The organism is Psychrobacillus sp. NPDC096426 (assembly GCF_044762745.1).
Lineage (GTDB): Bacteria > Bacillota > Bacilli > Bacillales_A > Planococcaceae > Psychrobacillus.
This window is the reverse complement of the sequence record NZ_JBIWEX010000017.1, coordinates 1-19,995: the sequence shown is the minus strand read 5'-3', so window position 1 is coordinate 19,995 and position 19,995 is coordinate 1. Positions and strand designations below refer to the sequence as shown.

Annotated in this window: 25 protein-coding genes and 1 rRNA gene; 9 read left to right on the top strand and 17 right to left on the bottom strand. The window is 35.6% G+C overall.

The annotated features are described in order from the left end of the window. Window positions 1-224: 224 nt before the first annotated feature. The 6 genes from ACIQYS_RS14430 to ACIQYS_RS14405 form a co-directional block, all read right to left on the bottom strand. The gene (locus ACIQYS_RS14430) at window positions 225-2,429 is read right to left on the bottom strand and encodes a DNA primase family protein (RefSeq protein WP_402981323.1); all 2,205 of its coding nucleotides are present in this window, start codon (window positions 2,427-2,429) and stop codon (window positions 225-227) included. Window positions 2,430-2,592: 163 nt separating this feature from the next. After that, window positions 2,593-2,880, bottom strand: coding sequence for a hypothetical protein (locus ACIQYS_RS14425; RefSeq protein WP_402981320.1), 288 nt, complete (start codon window positions 2,878-2,880; stop codon window positions 2,593-2,595). Continuing rightward, complete coding sequence (locus ACIQYS_RS14420; RefSeq protein ID WP_402981317.1) at window positions 2,877-3,080, bottom strand: hypothetical protein; 204 nt, start codon at window positions 3,078-3,080, stop codon at window positions 2,877-2,879. The genes ACIQYS_RS14425 and ACIQYS_RS14420 overlap by 4 nt, the downstream gene beginning before the upstream one ends. A 16-nt stretch (window positions 3,081-3,096) precedes the next feature. Next, window positions 3,097-3,387 (bottom strand): hypothetical protein, encoded by a 291-nt coding sequence (locus ACIQYS_RS14415; RefSeq protein ID WP_402981314.1) that lies wholly within the window; start codon window positions 3,385-3,387, stop codon window positions 3,097-3,099. A gap of 262 nt (window positions 3,388-3,649) precedes the next feature. Beyond that, window positions 3,650-3,916, bottom strand: coding sequence for a hypothetical protein (locus ACIQYS_RS14410; protein WP_402981311.1), 267 nt, complete (start codon window positions 3,914-3,916; stop codon window positions 3,650-3,652). 21 nt (window positions 3,917-3,937) lie between these two features. After that, entirely contained in the window at window positions 3,938-4,183 is a 246-nt protein-coding gene (locus ACIQYS_RS14405; RefSeq protein ID WP_402981308.1) for a helix-turn-helix domain-containing protein, read from the bottom strand. A gap of 135 nt (window positions 4,184-4,318) precedes the next feature. Here ACIQYS_RS14405 and ACIQYS_RS14400 point away from each other — a divergent pair, with 135 nt between their 5' ends. From ACIQYS_RS14400 to ACIQYS_RS14370, 7 genes are all read left to right on the top strand, one after another. Beyond that, on the top strand, window positions 4,319-4,873 hold the full coding sequence (locus ACIQYS_RS14400; protein ID WP_402981305.1) for a helix-turn-helix domain-containing protein: 555 nt from the start codon (window positions 4,319-4,321) through the stop codon (window positions 4,871-4,873). A 54-nt stretch (window positions 4,874-4,927) separates the two neighbouring features. Continuing rightward, window positions 4,928-6,094: a site-specific integrase gene (locus ACIQYS_RS14395; RefSeq protein ID WP_402981302.1), complete on the top strand. Its 1,167-nt coding sequence runs from the start codon at window positions 4,928-4,930 to the stop codon at window positions 6,092-6,094. Between the two features lie 821 nt (window positions 6,095-6,915). After that, entirely contained in the window at window positions 6,916-7,968 is a 1,053-nt protein-coding gene (gene desA / locus ACIQYS_RS14390) for a Delta(5) desaturase DesA (protein WP_402981299.1), read from the top strand. A gap of 75 nt (window positions 7,969-8,043) precedes the next feature. Further along, the gene (locus ACIQYS_RS14385; RefSeq protein WP_402981296.1) at window positions 8,044-9,180 is read left to right on the top strand and encodes a sensor histidine kinase; all 1,137 of its coding nucleotides are present in this window, start codon (window positions 8,044-8,046) and stop codon (window positions 9,178-9,180) included. After that, window positions 9,177-9,776, top strand: a complete 600-nt coding sequence (locus tag ACIQYS_RS14380; RefSeq protein WP_402981293.1) for a response regulator — start codon at window positions 9,177-9,179, stop codon at window positions 9,774-9,776. Before ACIQYS_RS14385 ends, ACIQYS_RS14380 begins: the two co-directional genes overlap by 4 nt. A gap of 160 nt (window positions 9,777-9,936) precedes the next feature. After that, a complete protein-coding gene (locus tag ACIQYS_RS14375) occupies window positions 9,937-10,548 on the top strand; it encodes a hypothetical protein (protein ID WP_402981290.1) in 612 nt (203 codons plus the stop codon). Between the two features lie 70 nt (window positions 10,549-10,618). Beyond that, a complete protein-coding gene (locus tag ACIQYS_RS14370; RefSeq protein WP_402981287.1) occupies window positions 10,619-10,807 on the top strand; it encodes a CsbD family protein in 189 nt (62 codons plus the stop codon). Window positions 10,808-10,839: 32 nt separating this feature from the next. Here the strand turns inward: ACIQYS_RS14370 and ACIQYS_RS14365 are convergent, their stop codons facing one another. The 7 genes from ACIQYS_RS14365 to ACIQYS_RS14335 form a co-directional block, all read right to left on the bottom strand. Beyond that, the gene (locus ACIQYS_RS14365) at window positions 10,840-11,637 is read right to left on the bottom strand and encodes a metallophosphoesterase (protein ID WP_402981284.1); all 798 of its coding nucleotides are present in this window, start codon (window positions 11,635-11,637) and stop codon (window positions 10,840-10,842) included. Window positions 11,638-11,652: 15 nt separating this feature from the next. Next, window positions 11,653-12,276, bottom strand: a complete 624-nt coding sequence (locus ACIQYS_RS14360; protein WP_402981281.1) for an NAD(P)-dependent oxidoreductase — start codon at window positions 12,274-12,276, stop codon at window positions 11,653-11,655. Between the two features lie 111 nt (window positions 12,277-12,387). Next, window positions 12,388-12,639, bottom strand: coding sequence for a hypothetical protein (locus ACIQYS_RS14355; RefSeq protein ID WP_402981278.1), 252 nt, complete (start codon window positions 12,637-12,639; stop codon window positions 12,388-12,390). Window positions 12,640-12,728: 89 nt separating this feature from the next. Continuing rightward, window positions 12,729-13,433, bottom strand: a complete 705-nt coding sequence (locus ACIQYS_RS14350; RefSeq protein WP_402981275.1) for a CBS domain-containing protein — start codon at window positions 13,431-13,433, stop codon at window positions 12,729-12,731. 25 nt (window positions 13,434-13,458) lie between these two features. Further along, window positions 13,459-14,241 carry an ABC transporter permease gene (locus tag ACIQYS_RS14345; protein ID WP_402981272.1) on the bottom strand — a complete coding sequence of 261 codons (783 nt, stop codon included), beginning with the start codon at window positions 14,239-14,241 and terminating at the stop codon, window positions 13,459-13,461. Further along, a complete protein-coding gene (locus ACIQYS_RS14340) occupies window positions 14,238-15,140 on the bottom strand; it encodes an ABC transporter ATP-binding protein (RefSeq protein ID WP_402981269.1) in 903 nt (300 codons plus the stop codon). Before ACIQYS_RS14340 ends, ACIQYS_RS14345 begins: the two co-directional genes overlap by 4 nt. After that, a complete protein-coding gene (locus ACIQYS_RS14335) occupies window positions 15,137-15,334 on the bottom strand; it encodes a PLDc N-terminal domain-containing protein (RefSeq protein WP_402981266.1) in 198 nt (65 codons plus the stop codon). Before ACIQYS_RS14335 ends, ACIQYS_RS14340 begins: the two co-directional genes overlap by 4 nt. Before the next feature lie 105 nt (window positions 15,335-15,439). Between ACIQYS_RS14335 and ACIQYS_RS14330 the strand changes: the two genes are divergently transcribed. Beyond that, on the top strand, window positions 15,440-16,012 hold the full coding sequence (locus ACIQYS_RS14330) for a GNAT family N-acetyltransferase (protein ID WP_402981263.1): 573 nt from the start codon (window positions 15,440-15,442) through the stop codon (window positions 16,010-16,012). Between the two features lie 12 nt (window positions 16,013-16,024). Beyond that, on the top strand, window positions 16,025-16,927 hold the full coding sequence (locus ACIQYS_RS14325; RefSeq protein ID WP_402981260.1) for an EamA family transporter: 903 nt from the start codon (window positions 16,025-16,027) through the stop codon (window positions 16,925-16,927). Window positions 16,928-16,999: 72 nt separating this feature from the next. Here the strand turns inward: ACIQYS_RS14325 and ACIQYS_RS14320 are convergent, their stop codons facing one another. The 4 genes from ACIQYS_RS14320 to rrf all read right to left on the bottom strand — a co-directional run. Then, on the bottom strand, window positions 17,000-17,899 hold the full coding sequence (locus ACIQYS_RS14320; protein ID WP_402981257.1) for a phosphotransferase enzyme family protein: 900 nt from the start codon (window positions 17,897-17,899) through the stop codon (window positions 17,000-17,002). A gap of 79 nt (window positions 17,900-17,978) precedes the next feature. Then, complete coding sequence (locus ACIQYS_RS14315; protein ID WP_402981254.1) at window positions 17,979-18,602, bottom strand: alpha/beta hydrolase family protein; 624 nt, start codon at window positions 18,600-18,602, stop codon at window positions 17,979-17,981. Window positions 18,603-18,647: 45 nt separating this feature from the next. Beyond that, window positions 18,648-19,271 carry a dienelactone hydrolase family protein gene (locus ACIQYS_RS14310; protein WP_402981251.1) on the bottom strand — a complete coding sequence of 208 codons (624 nt, stop codon included), beginning with the start codon at window positions 19,269-19,271 and terminating at the stop codon, window positions 18,648-18,650. 630 nt (window positions 19,272-19,901) lie between these two features. After that, a 5S ribosomal RNA gene (gene rrf / locus ACIQYS_RS14305) occupies window positions 19,902-19,995 on the bottom strand; the annotation flags it as partial.

Sequence of the window (19,995 nt, the reverse complement as noted above, 5' to 3'; positions counted from 1 at the left end):
ATGTCCACGTTCCAACTTCACTTCAAATCGTATCTACTATTTGTGGTAGTAGTCGTGAATAAGACAATGCATATATCCACTACTACCTATTTTTTATTTATAAAGTATTTAAGGTTGGAACAGTTGGAACGAACATATTTAAACCATTGATACTACTGATTTTGTTTACGTTCCAACTAACCTTTTAAGTTGGAAAAAAGTCTGGAACAGTCGGAACAAATTTATTACTTTAAAGCGAAACATTGAACTGACTTGTCATATTGTTTCGGATAATGAACATAACTCAGAAAGTCTTTACCAGGTCTAGCACGTTTTTTCTCATATCTATCTCCAAGCAATTCCTTGAAATCTACAACGAATGATTGTTTCGATTTGAAATTGTATCCATTATTAGCACAGAATGCTTTATAATTTTGGTACATGAAATCCGTGGGAACTTTTTCGATTTGTGCAATTTTTTCTTCAATAAATTCAGTTTTGTAAAACTCCACTATTGGATTATTAAACTCTTTATATTCTTCAAGTCTTTGTTTAACAACATTCGGAATAGTGAATTTCTCAAAATCCAACTGCAATGCTTTAAACAGTACATACTCTAAAACATCTGTTTGATTTAAGCGAACGCTTTTAATCGTTGGATCTTCCACTTCACCCGTAAAATCTGCATTGAATGGTATTATGACAAGCCTTCTATAAGTACCATTACTTTTGTTTCTGATTTTTGGAATTTCATTAGCACTGAATAACATGGCCAGTTTTAATTGAATAGTGAATGGATCCTTTCCTTTTTGTTCAACAGTTATATAGTCTCCAGTAGCAATACTTTGTAAGGTCGAGTTATTTTCTATGAAACTACCTGCAATGTCATCACCAATGTTCATTGTTTTAGCGACCATTTGATAGGTTTTGAATTTCTCTCCAATTTCATGCATTTTAAGAGTAGAAACATTTTTTTCACCTATTAAATTAATCAACAACTGCTGAAAACTCCCTTTACCGTTAGCACCACTTCCGAATAAAATAAAATAATGACCTCTGGTATAATTACCATTTAAGGATTCATTAATGATTTCCCAAAGCAATCTAACCACTTCCTCATCACCGCAAGCTATTCCATTAAGCCAATTGTCAATATCCCAAGACGGTTTTGGTGGATTGTTAACGAAATTAGTCGAAATTTTAGTAGTAAACACCTTTTCAGGAGAAAATGGCTCTAGCTTCTTAGATTCAGCATTATAGATGCCGTTGCCTACTGGTATTAAATGAGGTAAATTAATACTCTCTTTCATTTCACATTGCATTTTTATTTTGAAATATACGTCTTTTACTTGGTTTTCAGTGAATTGAGGTTCTAAAGGATAAATCAACCGATAAATGTAATTCATATTAGCTACATATATACCTTCATCCTCTTTGTAAACATGCAGCCTTGCATCTTCGCTTGTCCCAATAACAGCAAAATGATAAGCCTTCATTAATTCTTTAGCACAATCAAAAGTCGAAATTTTAACATCACGTTTGGCGACTAAAGAGAATTTTTCCATAAATGAATAATTTGTTCGAATATCGGGATTTGCAATTTCAGATTCAAGTTTTTCAAGATTGTTTTCTTCCCATTGTTTATTACCTAATGCGATCATAGTTGCATATTTTTTAGCAGCTTCAATTGTGATTTCACCAGTTTGAACGCTTTTCGCTAAAACCATGATGCAAGATAGAGAGTTGTCATATACCATCAAGTGGTCACGTTCTCTACTTATATAATTCTTAATAGTTGTTGTAGTACTTCTTGCACTTAATGTCGTTTTTTCTGTTTTAATCGGAACATCTTTAACCTCTTTGGGTACATTTATTTCGACTTTAATTGGATATAAATTACCTTCGTTTACGATTGGTTTATAAGCTATATCGAATGCACAAGGCAACCCTTGCAGCTGGGACCATGTTTTAGTAGATGAATCAAATGGAAGTCCTACAATATCTGTAATCTGTTTTATCAAAGAATCATTTTCTTCTTTGCTGTAATTTCTCTCCGGTTTTAAGATTAGTCTGAAACGAACTTTATCAAATCTACTTCTAACCGTTTCATATACAATGTAAGTAAATTCATTTAGTTTAGAATGAACATGATTTAAGAACTCATCACCAGTAATTTCTAGATCATCATAATCAATGGTTATTAAATCCTTAGTTAAAACATTTTCATCTTTACGAATGAAGTCCCCCGTTTCGTTTTGGACCATTTCACCACTAATGAAGTAGTAAATATTATTTTTTGCTTTATCAGTTAAAACTTTGTCATTCACATCAAAATCGCTGATTATTGTAGGTTTATAATTATTGATCCATTGCAAAGGATCAATTGTGTCCACTTTAATTAACTTATTTGTTTTAAATCCCTTTGAGATGTATAACAATTCTTGTTTCACTCCTTTCTGTGACCATTCCTAAATCGCTAAAAACAGTTGCCAAATCGACTTGTGTTTTCTCCCTTTCGCTTGTAAGGAACGCGTCACTAGAAAAGTGGTATTCCTTGTATTCCTTGTTGCATTAAAGTGCGTTTTTAAGCTATACTAATAAAAATGATGTTTGTTAGTTGCCCAAATTGTACTCATGGCCGTGAGTATTGGGCTTTTTATTTTGAGTTTTTTTATCTTCAAAAATTCTTTTATCCACCATCCATTCGTTAAATCGTTTTTCGACATATTCAATTTCAGCTAAACTGTTTTTGTTAAATTGTAAAAGTAACTTACAACTATTTTTACGCCAAATAAATACTTTCACGTTTTCATGCGGATTTTCAGTGTATAAAATACTAATATTTTTACCTACTGTGCATGAAGTCACTGTTAAAAATTCATTTTGAATTTTGACTCTCATAAATTACCCTCCTGTTCTGTCTTCAAGATATCCTCTTTGATTATGTGCGCTGCTAAAAAAAGTTCTTCCTGTGTGGAAGCTTCAATATTGAATGAACGTAACGGGATTTTACTATCTGCTTTCCAGATTGTTAATTGACCCTTTTTTTCAACATCATTCGTTATATCAATAGAAACTGTAAAACTTAAATTTTCTTCCATTTTCTCCACTCTCCTTTTAATAGGATTGTCTATAATATTTTGCTGCTTCTTCTACCGATGTATCATCAAAAGTTAGTTTCATGTAATTTGCTATATCCCGAATGATTTCTTCATCTACACCATTTTCTATGGCCGCTTTCTCCATGTAGCCTAAACATGCTTGGTTACTCCATTCGTCCCCTTTGAAAAACATTTCTGTCACCAATAATTCCAAGTCTTTTCGTTGCACTGTAATCATGGTTGTTTCTGGGAACATATCCAATTCATCCATCAATCGGAACATTGCTTCACTAATATTACGTTTCATAATCTCTACACTCCTATTAATTAATTAGCGTTGCTACCGCTTCGTAAGCTATCATTCTGGACTTGACGTTACCACCGTCATATTTGGCTATTAGTTTGAGTAATATTTCTTTTTTTAGAAAATGACTATCGCTGTAATGATTAAACAAGCTGCATACGTCCCGTAAAAATAAACGGCATCACTTGGATGTATTTTTGGTTGACCGAAAAAGTACATATTAAGTTTTTTCACTTGAACACCTCACCCTTGCCCTGCCCGGCGATTAAATTTTGAATCGAGCTATGAAATTGTCTAAATCTCTTGTATCAATTATGCGAACACCTTCAATACAGCTCACTGGTAAGTTGTATCGTTCGATCCACATTTTTAGTGTCCCTGGCGATACGGAAGCATACTCACTACATTCCGATACACGCAGATACCTCTTCTGACTCTTTTCTTGAACCAAAACTGCGACTGTTTTCATGATTTGCTCCACAATCTGATTCTTCATTTCCTGCTGAGTTTCAACGGAAAATATGCTTGTCATTTGTAATCCACCTCTCTACCCTCACTTTAGTTTAATTGAATCCTTAAAATGAATTGTATTTCCGTCATTCGAAATAAAAATAAAAATCTTTAACTCATTATTAATTTTGAATAACAATTTGGTACTTGGTAAATATCTATTGTTTTCAATATCAGATAGATAAGATCTAGATATACCAATGGTTTTAGCAAATTCAAATTGTTTTAATCCATCTTTTACTCTCTTCTCTTTTATAAGAGAGCCAATTTTATTACTCCCTATTTCCATTTTCTTTTTGCTCCCTTCCTTTCAAATTTATTCATCTTACAAATTTAATTGTATTGTATTTCCGTCATTTAGTCAACAGAAATTACTTGTATTTCCGTCTTTTTAAATTTATGATTAAAAAAAGGGAGTGACTAAATGCAAAATGATGTAGGTTCAACATTGAAAAACATTAGAAAAAGTAAAAAGTTAACTCAACAACAACTAGCTGAAAAAACTAACCTTTCAAGAACTTATTTAAGTGATGTTGAAAACAATCGCTATAATCCAAGTATCACATTTATAAAAAGCATCTCAGAAGGTTTAGCTAATGGAGATGAGAATTCCGCTAAAGAAATATATACAACTCTTATGAATGCTCTTGGTTATGTAGAAGAACAATCACCAATAGAAAAAGCGACATCTGAATACATTAGCTTAACTGAATTTATAGGAACCATAGTAAATAGTTATAAATCGTCTCAATTACAAATAAAATCACAAAAAGAAATTCTTGAAAAAACTAATATAAATGAAGATCGCAAAAATGAAATAGCCAACTTTATTATTTTTCATGAAACCCGATTAAAAGACAATGATAAAATTTTGTTGGAGGCTCTTCACAGAAAAAATGAACTCGAAACTCTTATAGAAGATGAAATTCGTAATCGGAGAAAAAAAATAAATGAATTATTAGTTTCTATCGATAAATAAAGCTAAAAACTCTCCCATAACTGCCCTGCCCGGACATACAAGGAGAGAAATAATATGACGACTATAAAAAAATACAAAAAAAAAGACGGATCAACCGCCTACATGTTTAATGTCTATCTTGGTACGGATCCTCTTACTGGTAAACCAAAACGTACAACTAGACGTGGTTTTAAGTCCATCAAGGAAGCCAAGCTTACTTTAGCTAGATTAGAGATAGACATTGAAGCAAACGGTTTTAAATTGAATAAAAAGGTGACTTTTCAAGAGGTATATGAAATGTGGTTAGAGAACTATAGACATACTGTGAAGCTTTCAACCGTTAATACCACAGTAACTATGTTCAGGGGGGCCATACTTCCAAAATTCAGTTCTCTTTCTGTAGAAAAGATTAATACATCCTATTGTCAAAAGGTAATTAATGAATGGTCCAAGCATTATGTGAATTTTAGAACGTATTCCAGTTATATAAAAATGGTCCTGGATCATGCAACTGTATTAAAAATTATTGATGACAACCCAATGCGAAAAATTATCAAGCCTAAACCAGTTGCGAAAGTGGACAAAGAAGAAAAATTAGAGAATTACTATGATAAGCAGCAACTAGAACATTTCTTGAATACCATTGAAAAAAATGAAAACATGAAAGTATATGTTCTATTTAGATTGCTCGCTTTCACTGGAGGAAGAAAAGGCGAAGTATTAGCTTTAACGTGGGATGACATTGATTTCAAAGAAAAAACTATTCGATTCAATAAAACACTTGCTAAAACAGAGACTTCTAATAAATACGTTCAGGCTCCTAAAACAGTCCAGTCTAAGCGTGTAATAAGTGTGGATGATAAAACGTTAGGAACACTTGAAAAATGGCGTAAAATGCAAACTAAATTACTTTTGACGTATGGAATTAATGCATCCTTCAATCCTAACCAACCTGTTTTAACTTCCACAGATAAAAGAGCTACAGACGGTTACCATGTAACCACATATCCAAACGAACTGCTGAAGACTTTGAAAAAGAAATATGAATTTCCTGATATAACCGTTCATGGTTTTAGACATACTCATGCTTCTCTTCTATTTGAAGCCGGAGCAAGTCTAAAAGATGTGCAAGATCGCATTGGACATACCGATATAAAAACAACTATGAATGTGTATGCACATGTTACACAAAAGATGAAAGATAACACTGCTGAAAAGTTCGCTAAATACATCAATTTTTGATATTTGGTATTCAAATTGGTATTCAGTCCATTGCGGAAGACTTAACTAGTGCTATTAAAGTTCAGTCATATCAAGGGTTCGAAGAGTTATTATCATGCTTGAAAAAAATATTTTCATGAAACAGAACGTTTATTAAAAAGAGATAGTTAATTAGTTGAAAGAGCTGGCCGAATTATTCGGTCAGCTTTTTTAGATGTGCCACTTTTTAGGGATAATGCGTCGTAATGAAGAACTATTAAGTGACCGCTAGGATTTCTTGCCAATTTGGTGTCTGCATATTTATTAAGCCTAATTAGAATATGCTGCCTTAAAATAAGTGAAGTGTTTTCTAGGAAAAAGCTCGTTTATATCAACCATTTATCAGAACTACATCTTGTATTCATCGTCGTCTCACTCCAAGTAAACCTGTTGTTTTAAGAATTGGTTGTTTTCAGTGACTAGTTTGTTGCTCTTAGCCATTTACTGGATTTATTATTAGGCATACTACATAAGATTGCATTGAAAGTAGTGACACTAATTAGTTAGCTATTTTCATGGATTGGAGCGTAAGGGAGGCGACTCCTGCGGGATGAGTGAGACAGATGAGCAATCACAACGTACGCGTAGCGTCGGTGATGGCTCATCGCTCACCCCGCGGAAAGCGTCCGCCCTGCAGCGGAAATCCTAGCGGTAACTTCATTGCAACGCATTATTCCTACGGCGTCTACTTGTTTGGTTCCTATATGACACTTGTCATACTTAAGACTTGACGTTTATGCCTACTCATAATAGCAGGATGCCTTTATAGTTAGGGTAATGATTCTCTTATAGGAGGAATACTAGTGAGTAGAGAAAAAACACTTGAATTACGCAAAAATGTAAAACCATTTGAAAACTCTGAGTTGAAAAAGAGTATTGTTCAACTCATTAATACAGTTCCACCATTTTTTATCGTTTGGTTTTTAGCCTACATGAGTTTAGATATCTCTGTTTGGCTCACAATTGCTCTATCTATAATTGCCGGTGGATTCGTCATTCGTATTTTCATCATCTTTCATGATTGTACGCATGGTTCTTTCTTTAGAAATAAAAAAGCGAACAATATTACTGGTACAATCACAGGCATAATTACGTTATTTGCCTATGAGAAATGGAAACGTGAACATAATATCCATCACGCAACAAGTGGAAATTTAGATAAACGCGGTGTCGGTGATATATGGATGATGACTGTCGAAGAATATATAGAGGCTACTTTTTGGAAACGTCTTTCCTACCGACTCTACCGAAATCCTATCGTGATGTTCGGTTTAGGACCTGCGCTATTGTTTTTAGTAAGTAATCGATTTAATAATAAAGATGCTCGTCCGAAAGAGCGCAATAATACTTACTTGATCAACATTTCAGTTGTTATTCTGTATGCGCTTATGATTTGGTTAATTGGCTGGCAAGCATTTGCGATCATTCAAGGAACGATTCTTTTCGTTGCTGGTTCACTAGGTATTTGGTTATTCTATGTACAACATCAGTTTGAAGACTCGTATTTTGAAGACGAATCGGAATGGGATTATGTAAAAGCTGCAGTCGATGGAAGTTCTTATTATCAGTTACCAAAAGTATTACAATGGGTAACAGGTAATATTGGCTTTCACCATGTGCACCATTTAAGCCCAAGGGTACCTAACTACAACCTGGAAAAAGCACATGAATCGACTCCACCTTTACAAAAAGCAACAACGATCAATCTTCGCACTAGCTTACAGTCTATCCATTTCCGCTTGTTTGATGAAGAAAACAAAAACTTTGTAAGCTTTAAAGAGATTAAACACTTACTTAAACAACCGAAGCAAAAAGTGAAGCTAAATGCTAAAAATGCAACAATCGAAGGTAAATAAAACTTTAGCAAGAACCATTCCATTGTAACACGGAATGGTTTTTCATTTATAATGAAGAAAAGTGAGGTGCATTCGTTGCCAAAATGGTATCAGATTTTCCCAAAATATCCTTGGTTAAGTATTTACGCTTGGATTGTTTTTTGTATTTTTCCATTCTTTTTTATTTTTAAATCAAGCGCACCATTAGAAATGGTCCTTGGATTAACTTTAACGATTATGTTTTTTATTGCATACCGTTTATCATTCACTTCTACTGGTTGGCCTTTATATGTATGTGTAGCTATAGAAATAGCGATTAGTGTAACAATGACAGTCCTTTTTGGTTATATATACTTCTCTATTTTTTTATCTTTCTTTATTGGTCATATACAACATAAAGTTAGTTTTTTTATCATTTATAGTATCCATATAGCCGCTATTATAATAGCTGTCATCATTGGCTTTTTTGAACAAACAGAACTTTTTCTATCACATCTTCCCTTTCTGATTGCATGTTTAATCGGGGTAATATTATTGCCATTCAATACATATAACCGAAACAAGCGAGAGTTGTTAGAAGGACAGCTAGAAGATGCACAGAAACGTATTTCTCAATTTACCATTATTGAAGAAAGAGAAAGAATTGCGCGAGATTTACATGATACGCTCGGACAAAAGCTTTCACTCATTGGGTTAAAAAGTGATTTGGCAGGTCGGCTTATCGAAAAAAATCCACAAGCAGCCAAAAACGAAATTAATGATATTAACCAAACAGCACGCTCTGTTTTGAAAGAAGTACGAGAACTTGTCGCAAATATGCGTGGCAATAAACTAGAAGATGAACTTTTTCGAGTAAAACAAATACTACTTGCGGCAGAGATTTCCTGCAAAATAAGCGGTACACTAGAACTAAGAAATACCCCGTTACTTGTCGAAAATGTGCTTAGCATGTGCTTAAAAGAGGCAGTGACCAACGTAGTCAAACATAGCGGCGCTACTTCATGTTCTATTTCGATTAAACAATCAACAAAAGAAACATTGCTTAAAGTGCATGATAACGGAACTGGAATCGATACGAAAAATGATTGGTCAAAAGGACATGGCCTTCGCGGTATTAAAGAAAGATTAGACTTTGTGAACGGCAGTTTGGACATACACTCAAAGAACGGTACAACACTAAATATACGCGTGCCCATCGTAATTCAACAAATAGAACAGGAGGAACAAACATGATACGAATTGTCATTGCAGAAGATCAACGAATGGTACTTGGTGCTCTTGGTTCACTTTTAGATTTAGAAGAGGATATGGAAGTTGTCGGAAAAGCGAGTAATGGGGAAGAAGCCTTGAAGTTAATCGAACAACTGCAGCCTGACATTTGTATTATGGACATTGAAATGCCAATCAAAAGTGGGCTAGACGCTGCCGAGCAATTAAAAACAAATAATTGTAAGGTCATTATTTTAACTACTTTTGCACGTTCCGGTTATTTTGAACGTGCTCGAAAAGCCGGAGTCAACGGCTATTTACTGAAAGATAGTCCGAGTGAAGAACTTGCAAATTCAATTCGCATCATAATGGATGGTCGTCGCATTTATGCACCAGAGCTAGTAGATATCGCATATGAAGGGGAAAACCCTCTAACAGATCGTGAAAGCCAAGTACTAGAACTCATTGCAGATGGTAAAAATACAAAAGAAATTGCAAGCGAACTTTATATAACGACTGGTACTGTTCGCAATTATATTTCCGTTATTTTAGATAAGCTAGATGTAGGTAATCGAATTGAAGCGATTGCCAGGTTTAAAGAAAAAGGCTGGTTTAAATAATGTTCCAACTGCTTAAAGTAATTACTTTAAGCTTTTTTTTATTTCCATTAAACTTTTCCCACTTTAAGTGAACAAGTTAGAATGCTTGAAAATATGATGAAAGAAATATCAAAACACTGTTAGTTCAGGGACTTTTACAACAAAGCAGGGAGGAAAACATATGAAAAAGAAGTCTAAAATTATACCCATCATTATTGTCGCTGCAGCTGGGGTAATGATATTGTTTAGTACACAAACAGACACTGGAATGGCGTTCATTAAACAAATAAAAGATATGTTCATACCAGAAAAAGAGATTATACAAAGTATTGAAGGTACAGAAGAAACAACAGATGTTATTCTCCAAGAAGGCAAAGATGCAGAATACATCATTTATATCGATGAAGAACGATACAAACTGATAAAAGGCGAAAACTCGGATGTTATTACGACAAAAGAACCTTTGGAAGAAAGATATCCGGAAGTCTCCATGGAAATTGAACAATTTAAAGACCTTACCCCAGAAGAGATAGTGGCTACGAAAGAAACAGAGCTTGCTTCAAAATATTCTAAAGTGACTGCAACGGAATCTGTAACCGAACCGGTAGAAGGTTATAAACTGCACGCCATCGAGGGCGGCACAGAGTGGAATAGTCCCGTTACTAACGTTTATGTAGTAGACAATAAAAACGGTGGAAGCTTTGTCATAACGGAAAAGTACTTCCTAGAAGCAGCTGAAGGTCATGGAGCAAGATTCTATGCAATGTTGAAGCAATTTGTGATTGTAGAATAAGTTATCTAGTTTCATATTTATTCCACTTGGGTATATACCTAGTAGAACCGTAATTTGAGGAGGAATACACATGAGTGGATTATCGGACAAATTAAAAGGTACTGTAAACAAAATCAAAGGCGAAACAAAAGATCAACTTGGAAATGCAACCGATGACATGAAGTTACAAGCTGAAGGTAAGCTTGATAAACTCAAAGGCGAAGCCCAACATAAATTTGGAGAATTTAAAGAACGGTTGGACAGAAAAGATAATAAGTAGTTAAAAGCCCCCTACAAAAATGCAGGGGGTTATTATGTAGCTTTTAATGTAACAACAATAATTTCCGGTGTATTAAACACCCTAACAGGCATAACACTATTTCCTAAACCTCTGCTAACGATCATATTTGTTTTATTTTCCGTATACATTCCCGCTGTATATTTTGGCAATAAACCTTGACCTGGAGCGACAAGTCCTCCTAATCCAGGGATACGAATCTGACCACCATGTGCATGGCCTGCAAATACAAGATCCACTTCATTATCTACATAATCATGAAACGTTTCTGGACGATGCGATAGTACTAGTGTGTAGGAATCCGTCTTATCGAACTTGCTCAATGCATCCCCTACCGATACCCCACTCAATGGATCTTCAATTCCTATAATGCGTAACTGTTCTCCATCTTTTTCTATTGTTTTTTCTTCATTTGATAATACGTTTACACCTAACTCAGTCAATGAAGCTTTAATATGATCCACATCATTCGTCGCAATTTCATGATTACCTGTCACATAATAAACAGGTGCAAGCGAAATAATTTGCCTTACCACATCTAAACTATTTTCCAAGTCATAGCGATTACTATCTATCAAATCTCCTGTCAAGAAAATGAGATCCGGCGCTGCATCTCGGACTTTTTTTGCAAGCTTTTCTTGGTTTTCTCCGAATGTTGCATCGTGTAAATCAGAAATTTGTACAATCTTTAAACCATTAAATACTGTTGGAATGTTATCCGATTCCACGGTAATTTCTGTTGTTTTAATCCCATAATTCCCTATATATAAAGCAATTGCTATTACAATTAATCCTACTAACCATTTTTTCATTTATTTTCTCCTAAATTACTCGGGACTCATAATACTTACTCTATAACAAATATGTTTATTCTCAATTAATTCATTATATGCAAATAAAGCTGTATCTCCCGTTGTCGTTCGAACTGCTCCAACTGGTAACCTATCTCGTTCGATTGTATAGGCATTGGTCGCAGGACCGCCAGGCAAATACGTTGGACAAACAATCGTCCAATCTAGCCTTGATGCACTTAACATACTAAATACACGATGATGTTCTTTTGCGGCAACTCTTGATCTCTGTTTTGATTCGGATGATTCATAACGAAGTAGCCCCAGATCAACCCTACTCATCAATATTCCTGCTGTTCCAATCGTTATGATGCGATGGATATTCCGATTTTTCATCGCTAAAATAATATGTGAAATAGATTCTGTTAATACAGTCGTCTGATCCGTCCCGAGGGCACTTATCACCGCATCTGCATTTTCTAATGTAAGTTCTATATCGGATGCTTTTCTTGCATTCCCTTGTAGGACGGTCAATTTATCATGAGGTTGCACTTTCTCCGGATCTCTTACAAGTACAGTTACTTCTATATTGTTTTTCAAAAGTAATAATAGAATGTCACTTCCAACACGTCCGGTAGCTCCAAACAAAGCGATTTTCATATTAACTCACTCCTTATTCATTATAATATCAAATGTAAAAAAAGTATCCCTGTATTTAACTACAAGAATACTTTTTCATGTCGAAATATGCTATTTCCCGGGAAATGTATTTTAATATGGATTCAAAGAGATAATTAATGCGAATATAACCCCATAAAAAATAATAACAAGTACAATACTAATAGCCATCCAAATGAGTGATGCCCGGGCATAGTTGCGACGTTTGTCTGGACTTCCAAATCCCCAGACAAAAAGCATGACGATGTTCACGATTGGGATAATCATAATTAACATCGTAATAAGCCATTCACCTACTGACATGTCACCAGTTGGCTGTTGTTGAAAATTTTCATGCTGTTCCAATATTAGTCCTCCTTTTCCCTAATCTATGACACTCCCATTTTACTCGAAAACGGAAGAGAAAAGACGACTTTTGGAAAAATTCATCCCGTTTATTTGATTTTCATCAAACTCATCGGTGTCACAATTCCAATCAGTTTGTTATTTGGCTTGCCGTCATCAGTGATTAGCAGTGCTTCTAAACGGCGTCCTCTTGTTACAGCTGCCTTAAAAATTTCCAATGCTTCATAAACGGATTCTTGCTTGGCGATAAATCGATGATTTTCCCTGTCATTTTCATGTGCAAGAATTTCACCTAGTGTTGTACGGGATCTAGAAAAGTCTTTAGAATCCACCATACTAGCCATCCACATCGTAATTCCAACTGGTGTGATCAATCCTTTAAACTGCTTACCAGCATACACTGGAAATTGGTTATACTTTTTGTCTTTAATTACTTTTAACGCATAACTCAAGGAATCCGTTTGTTGAAACATCGTCACATTCGTTCGAAACATGCTTCCGACTGTTACCGGAGTCCTCAAAGCACTTTCTATTTCCTCCATTTTTAGCACAACATCTTCGTGTGGTTCTGCAATGGCAAATTCCATCGAGGTGCGATTATGAATGATTGCATTCCGAAGATCACCGTATTCTCGCAAATCTGATTCATATTTTCTTATTACAGCATTCTTTTTTTTCGCATAATCGATTAATCGAAAAAATGCCATATGCTCCTGTGTTCCAATAACATCCTTCATTAGTTGATCTATTCGATTATATGCTGTAACAAATCGATCAGAATTGCGAGTCGGCAACTTTTTTCACCTCTAAATAGTGTTTTTATATTTTTGTCTTAGAAATATTTCTTTTAGCGAAGTAAACTGCTCCGAAGATTAGGAAAACGATAACTAATAATGTAATTATCATACTCCATATATATGGCGTTTTATCGACGCTTCCATTTAATACATACCCTGCATACATAGGTAATTTCCAAGGAGAAATTGTCCAGTAAGTTCCAAGTAAAGCGTCTATAAACTGAACAAATAAAACGAGAGCAAGCGATACTATTGAAGCAATTGCAGTCGAAAAAGCCGCACTTGAGAATAGAACAATGCTAACAACAAACAACAACCATACAATATACGTTCCAAGAAACCCTACATAAGCTCCTGTATCCACTGCTCCAAATAGAACATTTGTATAATATAAATTGGCTAATGATCCAAGTATGACACTACCAATCACTAGTATGCACATCATACTAAACTTACTATACACGTAGCTTCCATACGAAATCGGTCTTACATATAAGAACGTAGCAGTCCCGTTCTTTCGTTCCCTTGAAATTATGCCTGCAAATCCAAGTGTTATGACTAACATCCCGATAAATTGGTACTGACCAATCGTCGACATCACAATTTGCTCTGGTGTAAATTCCGGAAACGGAAAAACCGTTCCTTCCGGCATATTTCCTACTGCATTTAAAATTTGTGGTAAATAATAATTAGTCAAAGGCTCCGAAATACCAAACAACAAAAACACAAGTGGTATCCAAAGAATTTTAAAATTCCGTACATTCTCTCGCCACTCTTTTTGAAATAATATCGAAAAGTTACTCATCCTTTATTCACCACCTGTAAAAAGATTTCTTCTAAACTAGCCGTTGCTCGCTCTACTTTTAACAAGTTCAAACGACTATCTGCAAGTACACGCAGTACTTCGTTCATTATCGGTTTTTCCTCTTCTATATGGACAAAAGCAATCGAATCTTCCTGTTTAGCAGACCAAGGGGAGATTTCCACAAACTTTGCTGCTTCCTCACTAGAAACAAAATGTAACTTATACATAGGATTTGCATATTTTTCCCGAACTTCTTGCATGGACCCCTGCTCTACTAACTTCCCTTTTCGTAAAAATACTAACTGGTCCGTCATTTCTTCTGCATCATTTAAAATATGAGTCGAATATAAAATGGTCGTTGTTGCTTGTAATTCTTTTAGTAAATTCATTATTTCTCGTCTGCCTATTGGATCTAATGCAGATACTGGTTCATCTAAAAGCAATAATGCTGGTTTATGAACGATTGCTTGTGCAAGCCCTAGTCTTTGTTTCATTCCCCCGGAAAATGTCCCAGTCTTTTTGTTTTTTACATCTGCAAGACCTACAAATTCAAGCGTTTTTTCCGCTTCTTGTTTTGCTATTTTCGCATCTACACCACTTAACCTTGCTGCCAATTCCGTGAATTCAAGTGCTGTTAGCCAAGAGTAAAACTTTGGATATTGCGGTAAAAACCCGATTACTTTTCGGGTATCCTCTGTTATTTCTCCATCGAATACAATCGTTCCAGAACTTTGTTTTAGTAATCCTGCAAGCATCGACAATGTCGTTGTTTTCCCTGCTCCATTTGGTCCGATAAGGGCAGTTGATGTGTTTTTGAGTAGTGAAAAGGTTAGTTTATCTACCGCTTTTTCTTTTCCATATTGTTTCGTTAAGCCTTGTATATGAAGTAATGTCTTCATTCGTTTCGTCTCCCTACGATGAAATAGATAATAGGTCCAATTAAATTTCCTAAAACAATGATCAATGCCCACAGCCATTTAGGTCCGTTCGTATTATTCACCCTTATTAAGTCAATGATAGCAACAAGTATTAAAATAAGTTGGATAACCACTAGCGGCAATATGAGCATCCACGGTATTGATTCTAAGTCCACTGTCATTCCTCCTTTATTTCCTTTCTTCTATTCTACTATATATAGAACAAAAAGGTTTCAAAAACTTTTTATGTTATAATATTTCATTGGGAAGGTGGATGAACAATGAACATTTCTATAAGAAATGCACGTAAAGAAGATGCCAAAGATGCGGTTCCTTTAATTATGGAAGCAATTGGGGATATTGCTATGCATATAACAGGTGAAACAGAGGAAACAAGAATTACGAAGGAGTTCGAGCATTTGTTTACTCGTACGGATAATCGACATTCTTATTTATTTACGTATATTGCAGAAATGGAAGGAAAGGTTGCTGGTGTGCTCGTGTTTTATTCTGCTGAGCAGGCTAGTACACTCGATGCAAACTTGGAAGACTATCTTTCCAATAAAAAAGGGACATCAGTCAAAATAGATCCAGAAACTTTACCTGGGGAATGGTATGTAGATACAGTTGTTGTAGACCCCACCTATCGTGGTCAAGGTATTGGTACAAAGCTTTTAAATTATGCCGAGCAATTAGTAAAAAGCTTTGGTGGCGGCAAACTATCTTTAAATGTAGAAACAGAAAAATATGCCGCGATTAGCTTGTATAATAGACTAAGTTTTGATAATGTATGTCCTTGGACAATTATCGGTGAACCTTTTTATCATATGGTAAAAACAGTAAGACCCGATTAAAGGAGAAATTTTATGAAATCATGGATTTACCCACTGATGGTCGTTTTTGCGGCTAGCTCATATGGGACTTTATCAACAATGGTGAAACTTGCAATTGGAGATGGCTATACAGCCTCGGAAGCGGTTGCGAGTCAATATATTACTGGATTTCTTTTAGCCTTAGTTATCTATCTGGTGACACAGCGAAAGCTTCCGCGCTTACATGGCGGGGGTAAAATAATACTATTAGCAGGGATCTTTACAGGGATGACAGGAATTGTTTATGGACAGGCACTTATTTACTTGCCTGCTTCTTTGGCAGTCGTTATGCTATTTCAATTTACATGGATTGGTACGCTCATCGATTGTATTATTAGAAGAAGATTGCCGTCGAGACCCGAAGTAATTTCGCTTATTATTTTATTTATCGGTACGATTTTAGCTGCTGGTGTTCTCGATGTCGATTTAAGTGGCATTGACTGGAGAGGCTGGATGTACGGATTTGCCGCTGCGGTTTCGTTCTCTTTGAATATGAACGTCAATACGAAACAAGTAGAAGGGATGAATACGACGACTCGTCTACTATTTGTTTCATTTATCGCAGCTGTCATGATTGCTATTTTCCAAAGCCCTGAAATTGTTTGGAATGGGAAATTATTTACGGAATCGCTACTATTTTATGGACTAGCTCTTGGACTACTTGGCATTATCGTTCCGATATACTTATTCGTTATTGCTGTGCCAAAAGTTGGAGGTGCTGTTTCTTCTATCTTAAGCGCGATGGAGTTACCAGTCGCCGTAATTGTTTCGGTACTCGTGTTGAGCGAAGCATTATCATGGTTACAAGTCCTTGGAATTATCGTTATTTTAGTTGGTATGTGTATCCCGACTCTCGCTACCATTTCGAAGAATAAAAAACGGAAGACTACTTCTTAACTTACTAGATAGAAAATTGAACAAACAAAAAGAGTCTAATTCATACTAGAATTTAGACTCTTTTTGCGTATGTTACAAATAGATAGAAAAATCATTAATCTCAGCATACGGCACTTTGTTCTTAATCTTTTCTTCTAAGTTCAACAAAGTATACTTTTGCCATTCTTCCAAGTTATTCTCATTCCATTTTTGAGTAAATAGTTCGTATAAAAATATTTCCCTTAGTTTAAGGAATATAGGAATTTGTTCGACAGTGTCCTCATGAAGTAAATTTTCAGTTTGATAACCCGCAAGAAAATGTTTCATAAATGTCTGTGGAAAAGCTTTTATATTGTCATTGTAAGAGCTATGTTGCCAATACGCATGATAGAATGCCACTGCAATATCTTGTGCATACCAATTATACGCACAATCATCAAAATCAATCGTAGTAATAGTACCATCCTTTGTAATGATTAGATTCCCTTGATGAAAGTCATTATGAATTAGACCAAATGTGTTTGGCATGCTTTCATACGCACACAGGCTTTGCATCAACCTGTCATAATATTTTCTTAACCATGAGGATGAATCGATCCTAATACCAAACACATCCGTATTTCCAACTGACCAAACAGGTCGATGTATTTCTTCGACTTCCCACCTTTTAGATAGAGCATGCATTCTTCCTAATACCTTTCCCCATTGTCCAAATGTTTTTTCATTCCAATGTAATACGTTTGTTACATCCAACATATCTCCCTTAATAAATTCGAAATACGCAGTTACCCGCCCTTTTTCCTCTTCCAAATGCAGGTCCGACTTAGGAACAGCAACCCCTTGTTTGTATAGGTAATCCATCCAATCAATTTCCTGTAAGACCATTTCCTTCGTTTTTCTAGCATTAGATATTCTTACTACTTTTTCTTTTTCCTCCATGTAAAAAAGGTCGTTATGGAACCCTCCATCTAGCCGGATACGATTTTCTTTCATCCCCATTTTCCCCCTATAACTAAACATTGAAAAAACGCTGAGCTTAAAAAAGTTCAGCATTTTATATGCAACCATCACTTCATTTTACATGTTCTCTCAAGAATTGGACTATACCATCCACTAAACCGTTCGCTAATGGAAGATCGGGATTTGAATAGGTAGCAATATTTCCTTCTCTTTCGGTAGGTGCTTCCTTCAAAATATGATTCATCTTATCAATAATGAGTAATTCAGAACCTTTCTTCGATTGGTGTAATAGCTCTGCATCTTTTACTGGGACTTGAATATCTACATTCCCATTTACTAGGAGCACTGGTCCGTTTAACTTTTGCAGTTGTTCAGCCGGATCATATTGTAACCAAGATATCATATATGGTTGAACCGATGAGCGGAACAAACTTTGTAATTCCTGACTTACAACTTTCACTTGCTCACCTTGTTTTAATCTTTTTAGAATATTGGTGGACTCTTCCATTAGGTTTGGTGGAAGTTGTGCTTGGAGTTGTTCAAGAAGTACCTGATCAATAGGTCTTCCAGCTCCTGCAATAGAAATGAACACATCTGCGTCTGCTTTTTGGCTAGCCACTATTCCAATTAATGAACCTTCACTGTGACCAATTATTCCGACCTTCGAAAAGCGTGCATCCCCTTTTACAAATTGGACCCATGCTGCCGCATCATCAATAAATTGGTCAAATCGCAAATCTTCCTCCTTGCCGGCTAACACTGCATTTTTTCCAACTCCTCGCTAGTCGTAGCGAATAGTTGCAACACCTTCTGCTGCTAGATCTTCAGCAAGCATTTTCAAGCTATTGTTTTTACCTGGTAATGCAATTGAGTTTCCGTTTCGATCAGTCGGACCAGAACCAGCAATAATGACCATGAGAGGGAAAGGTCCGTCGCCTTCAGGAATTTCTAGTTGGCCAGACATCGTTCCACCCTCTACCTTCACTTCCACTAAACGATCCTCTTCTACTTCCTCCTCTTTACTTCCCTTCGCCAATTCAAAAGAGAAAGTCTGCCCTTGCTGTGTAAAGGTCCCTGTAATCTTTTCTTTTTCGACCTTGCCATCAAATGTTAACTTTTGTCCTTGAATATTCATATCAAAAAATACGTCTGATTCATTTAGCTTCGTATTTGTTAGTGGATAATTATTTAGGCCTTGTACTGGAATACTAATCATCCCTTTGTCCGCTTCAAATTCAACGATGATTGGTAGTGGTTGATTGGGAATATTAATGAATCCTTTCCATACACCTTCAATGATTTCTAACGAATTCATTTCTAACTCCTCCTCTTTTTCCTTACTACACGCAGCAAGTAATAAAAAGATCATTGCTATTGAAGAAAAAACAATTGCTAACCTCTTCATACAAACCCCTCCGCCTTTGTTATATAACCAATATAACAAAAGCTAGTTAGAGAGTAAAGACTGTTGGATTCTATTTAGTTAAAATAAAAAAAGTAGAAGCACAGATTAAACAGCGCCACTACCTTTTTCCACTTTAAAAGACAATAACAAATATAAGCAAGGCTAATCTCGTTCCAGAATTATTAGGTAATAGACGTTTGGAAGTTTCCTCATCCTATAGTACGTTGACTGTTCAAAACAGCCGCACAACAGAATCACTAATTTTAATGACCTGAAATCCCCATCATAAGCCTGTTCATCGCTATCCTCACTAACAACGTACAAATTGGTGTCCTGTATCACCAATCGTCTGTAGAAGCGTCACCAAGCGAGTCAAATTCGATGTCTCGATAAGTTCTGCAATAGCTTCCGCAACCAACACATTACTTTTTCATCTTCCTTACCTTATAAGCTACTAGTTTTACGTTGAGAGCAGCCAACTTTGTAGCATGAGTAACTAATTACTAAGCCAAAGCAACCAAATATAGATAGCCTATATATAACAACGAGGAACTATTTCTTACAGAAGTTAATTATTCTACAAATAAAAAAGCCGCTACCGATTACTCGGTAACGACTTCTTTTTTATTTGCCCAGCGACGTCCTACTCTCACAGGGGGAAACCCCCAACTACCATCGGCGCAAAAGAGCTTAACTTCCGTGTTCGGTATGGGAACGGGTGTGA

Excerpts from the sequence above, each read along its gene's own strand:
- ACIQYS_RS14425 (WP_402981320.1), bottom strand. The coding sequence starts at position 2,880 with ATGAGAGTCAAAATTCAAAATGAATTTTTAACAGTGACTTCATGCACA.
- ACIQYS_RS14420 (WP_402981317.1), bottom strand. The coding sequence starts at position 3,080 with ATGGAAGAAAATTTAAGTTTTACAGTTTCTATTGATATAACGAATGAT.
- ACIQYS_RS14415 (WP_402981314.1), bottom strand. The coding sequence starts at position 3,387 with ATGAAACGTAATATTAGTGAAGCAATGTTCCGATTGATGGATGAATTG.
- ACIQYS_RS14410 (WP_402981311.1), bottom strand. The coding sequence starts at position 3,916 with ATGACAAGCATATTTTCCGTTGAAACTCAGCAGGAAATGAAGAATCAG.
- ACIQYS_RS14405 (WP_402981308.1), bottom strand. The coding sequence starts at position 4,183 with ATGGAAATAGGGAGTAATAAAATTGGCTCTCTTATAAAAGAGAAGAGA.
- ACIQYS_RS14400 (WP_402981305.1), top strand. The coding sequence starts at position 4,319 with ATGCAAAATGATGTAGGTTCAACATTGAAAAACATTAGAAAAAGTAAA.
- ACIQYS_RS14395 (WP_402981302.1), top strand. The coding sequence starts at position 4,928 with ATGACGACTATAAAAAAATACAAAAAAAAAGACGGATCAACCGCCTAC.
- ACIQYS_RS14380 (WP_402981293.1), top strand. The coding sequence starts at position 9,177 with ATGATACGAATTGTCATTGCAGAAGATCAACGAATGGTACTTGGTGCT.
- ACIQYS_RS14375 (WP_402981290.1), top strand. The coding sequence starts at position 9,937 with ATGAAAAAGAAGTCTAAAATTATACCCATCATTATTGTCGCTGCAGCT.
- ACIQYS_RS14370 (WP_402981287.1), top strand. The coding sequence starts at position 10,619 with ATGAGTGGATTATCGGACAAATTAAAAGGTACTGTAAACAAAATCAAA.
- ACIQYS_RS14365 (WP_402981284.1), bottom strand. The coding sequence starts at position 11,637 with ATGAAAAAATGGTTAGTAGGATTAATTGTAATAGCAATTGCTTTATAT.
- ACIQYS_RS14360 (WP_402981281.1), bottom strand. The coding sequence starts at position 12,276 with ATGAAAATCGCTTTGTTTGGAGCTACCGGACGTGTTGGAAGTGACATT.
- ACIQYS_RS14345 (WP_402981272.1), bottom strand. The coding sequence starts at position 14,241 with ATGAGTAACTTTTCGATATTATTTCAAAAAGAGTGGCGAGAGAATGTA.
- ACIQYS_RS14340 (WP_402981269.1), bottom strand. The coding sequence starts at position 15,140 with ATGAAGACATTACTTCATATACAAGGCTTAACGAAACAATATGGAAAA.
- ACIQYS_RS14330 (WP_402981263.1), top strand. The coding sequence starts at position 15,440 with ATGAACATTTCTATAAGAAATGCACGTAAAGAAGATGCCAAAGATGCG.
- ACIQYS_RS14325 (WP_402981260.1), top strand. The coding sequence starts at position 16,025 with ATGAAATCATGGATTTACCCACTGATGGTCGTTTTTGCGGCTAGCTCA.
- ACIQYS_RS14320 (WP_402981257.1), bottom strand. The coding sequence starts at position 17,899 with ATGAAAGAAAATCGTATCCGGCTAGATGGAGGGTTCCATAACGACCTT.
- ACIQYS_RS14310 (WP_402981251.1), bottom strand. The coding sequence starts at position 19,271 with ATGAAGAGGTTAGCAATTGTTTTTTCTTCAATAGCAATGATCTTTTTA.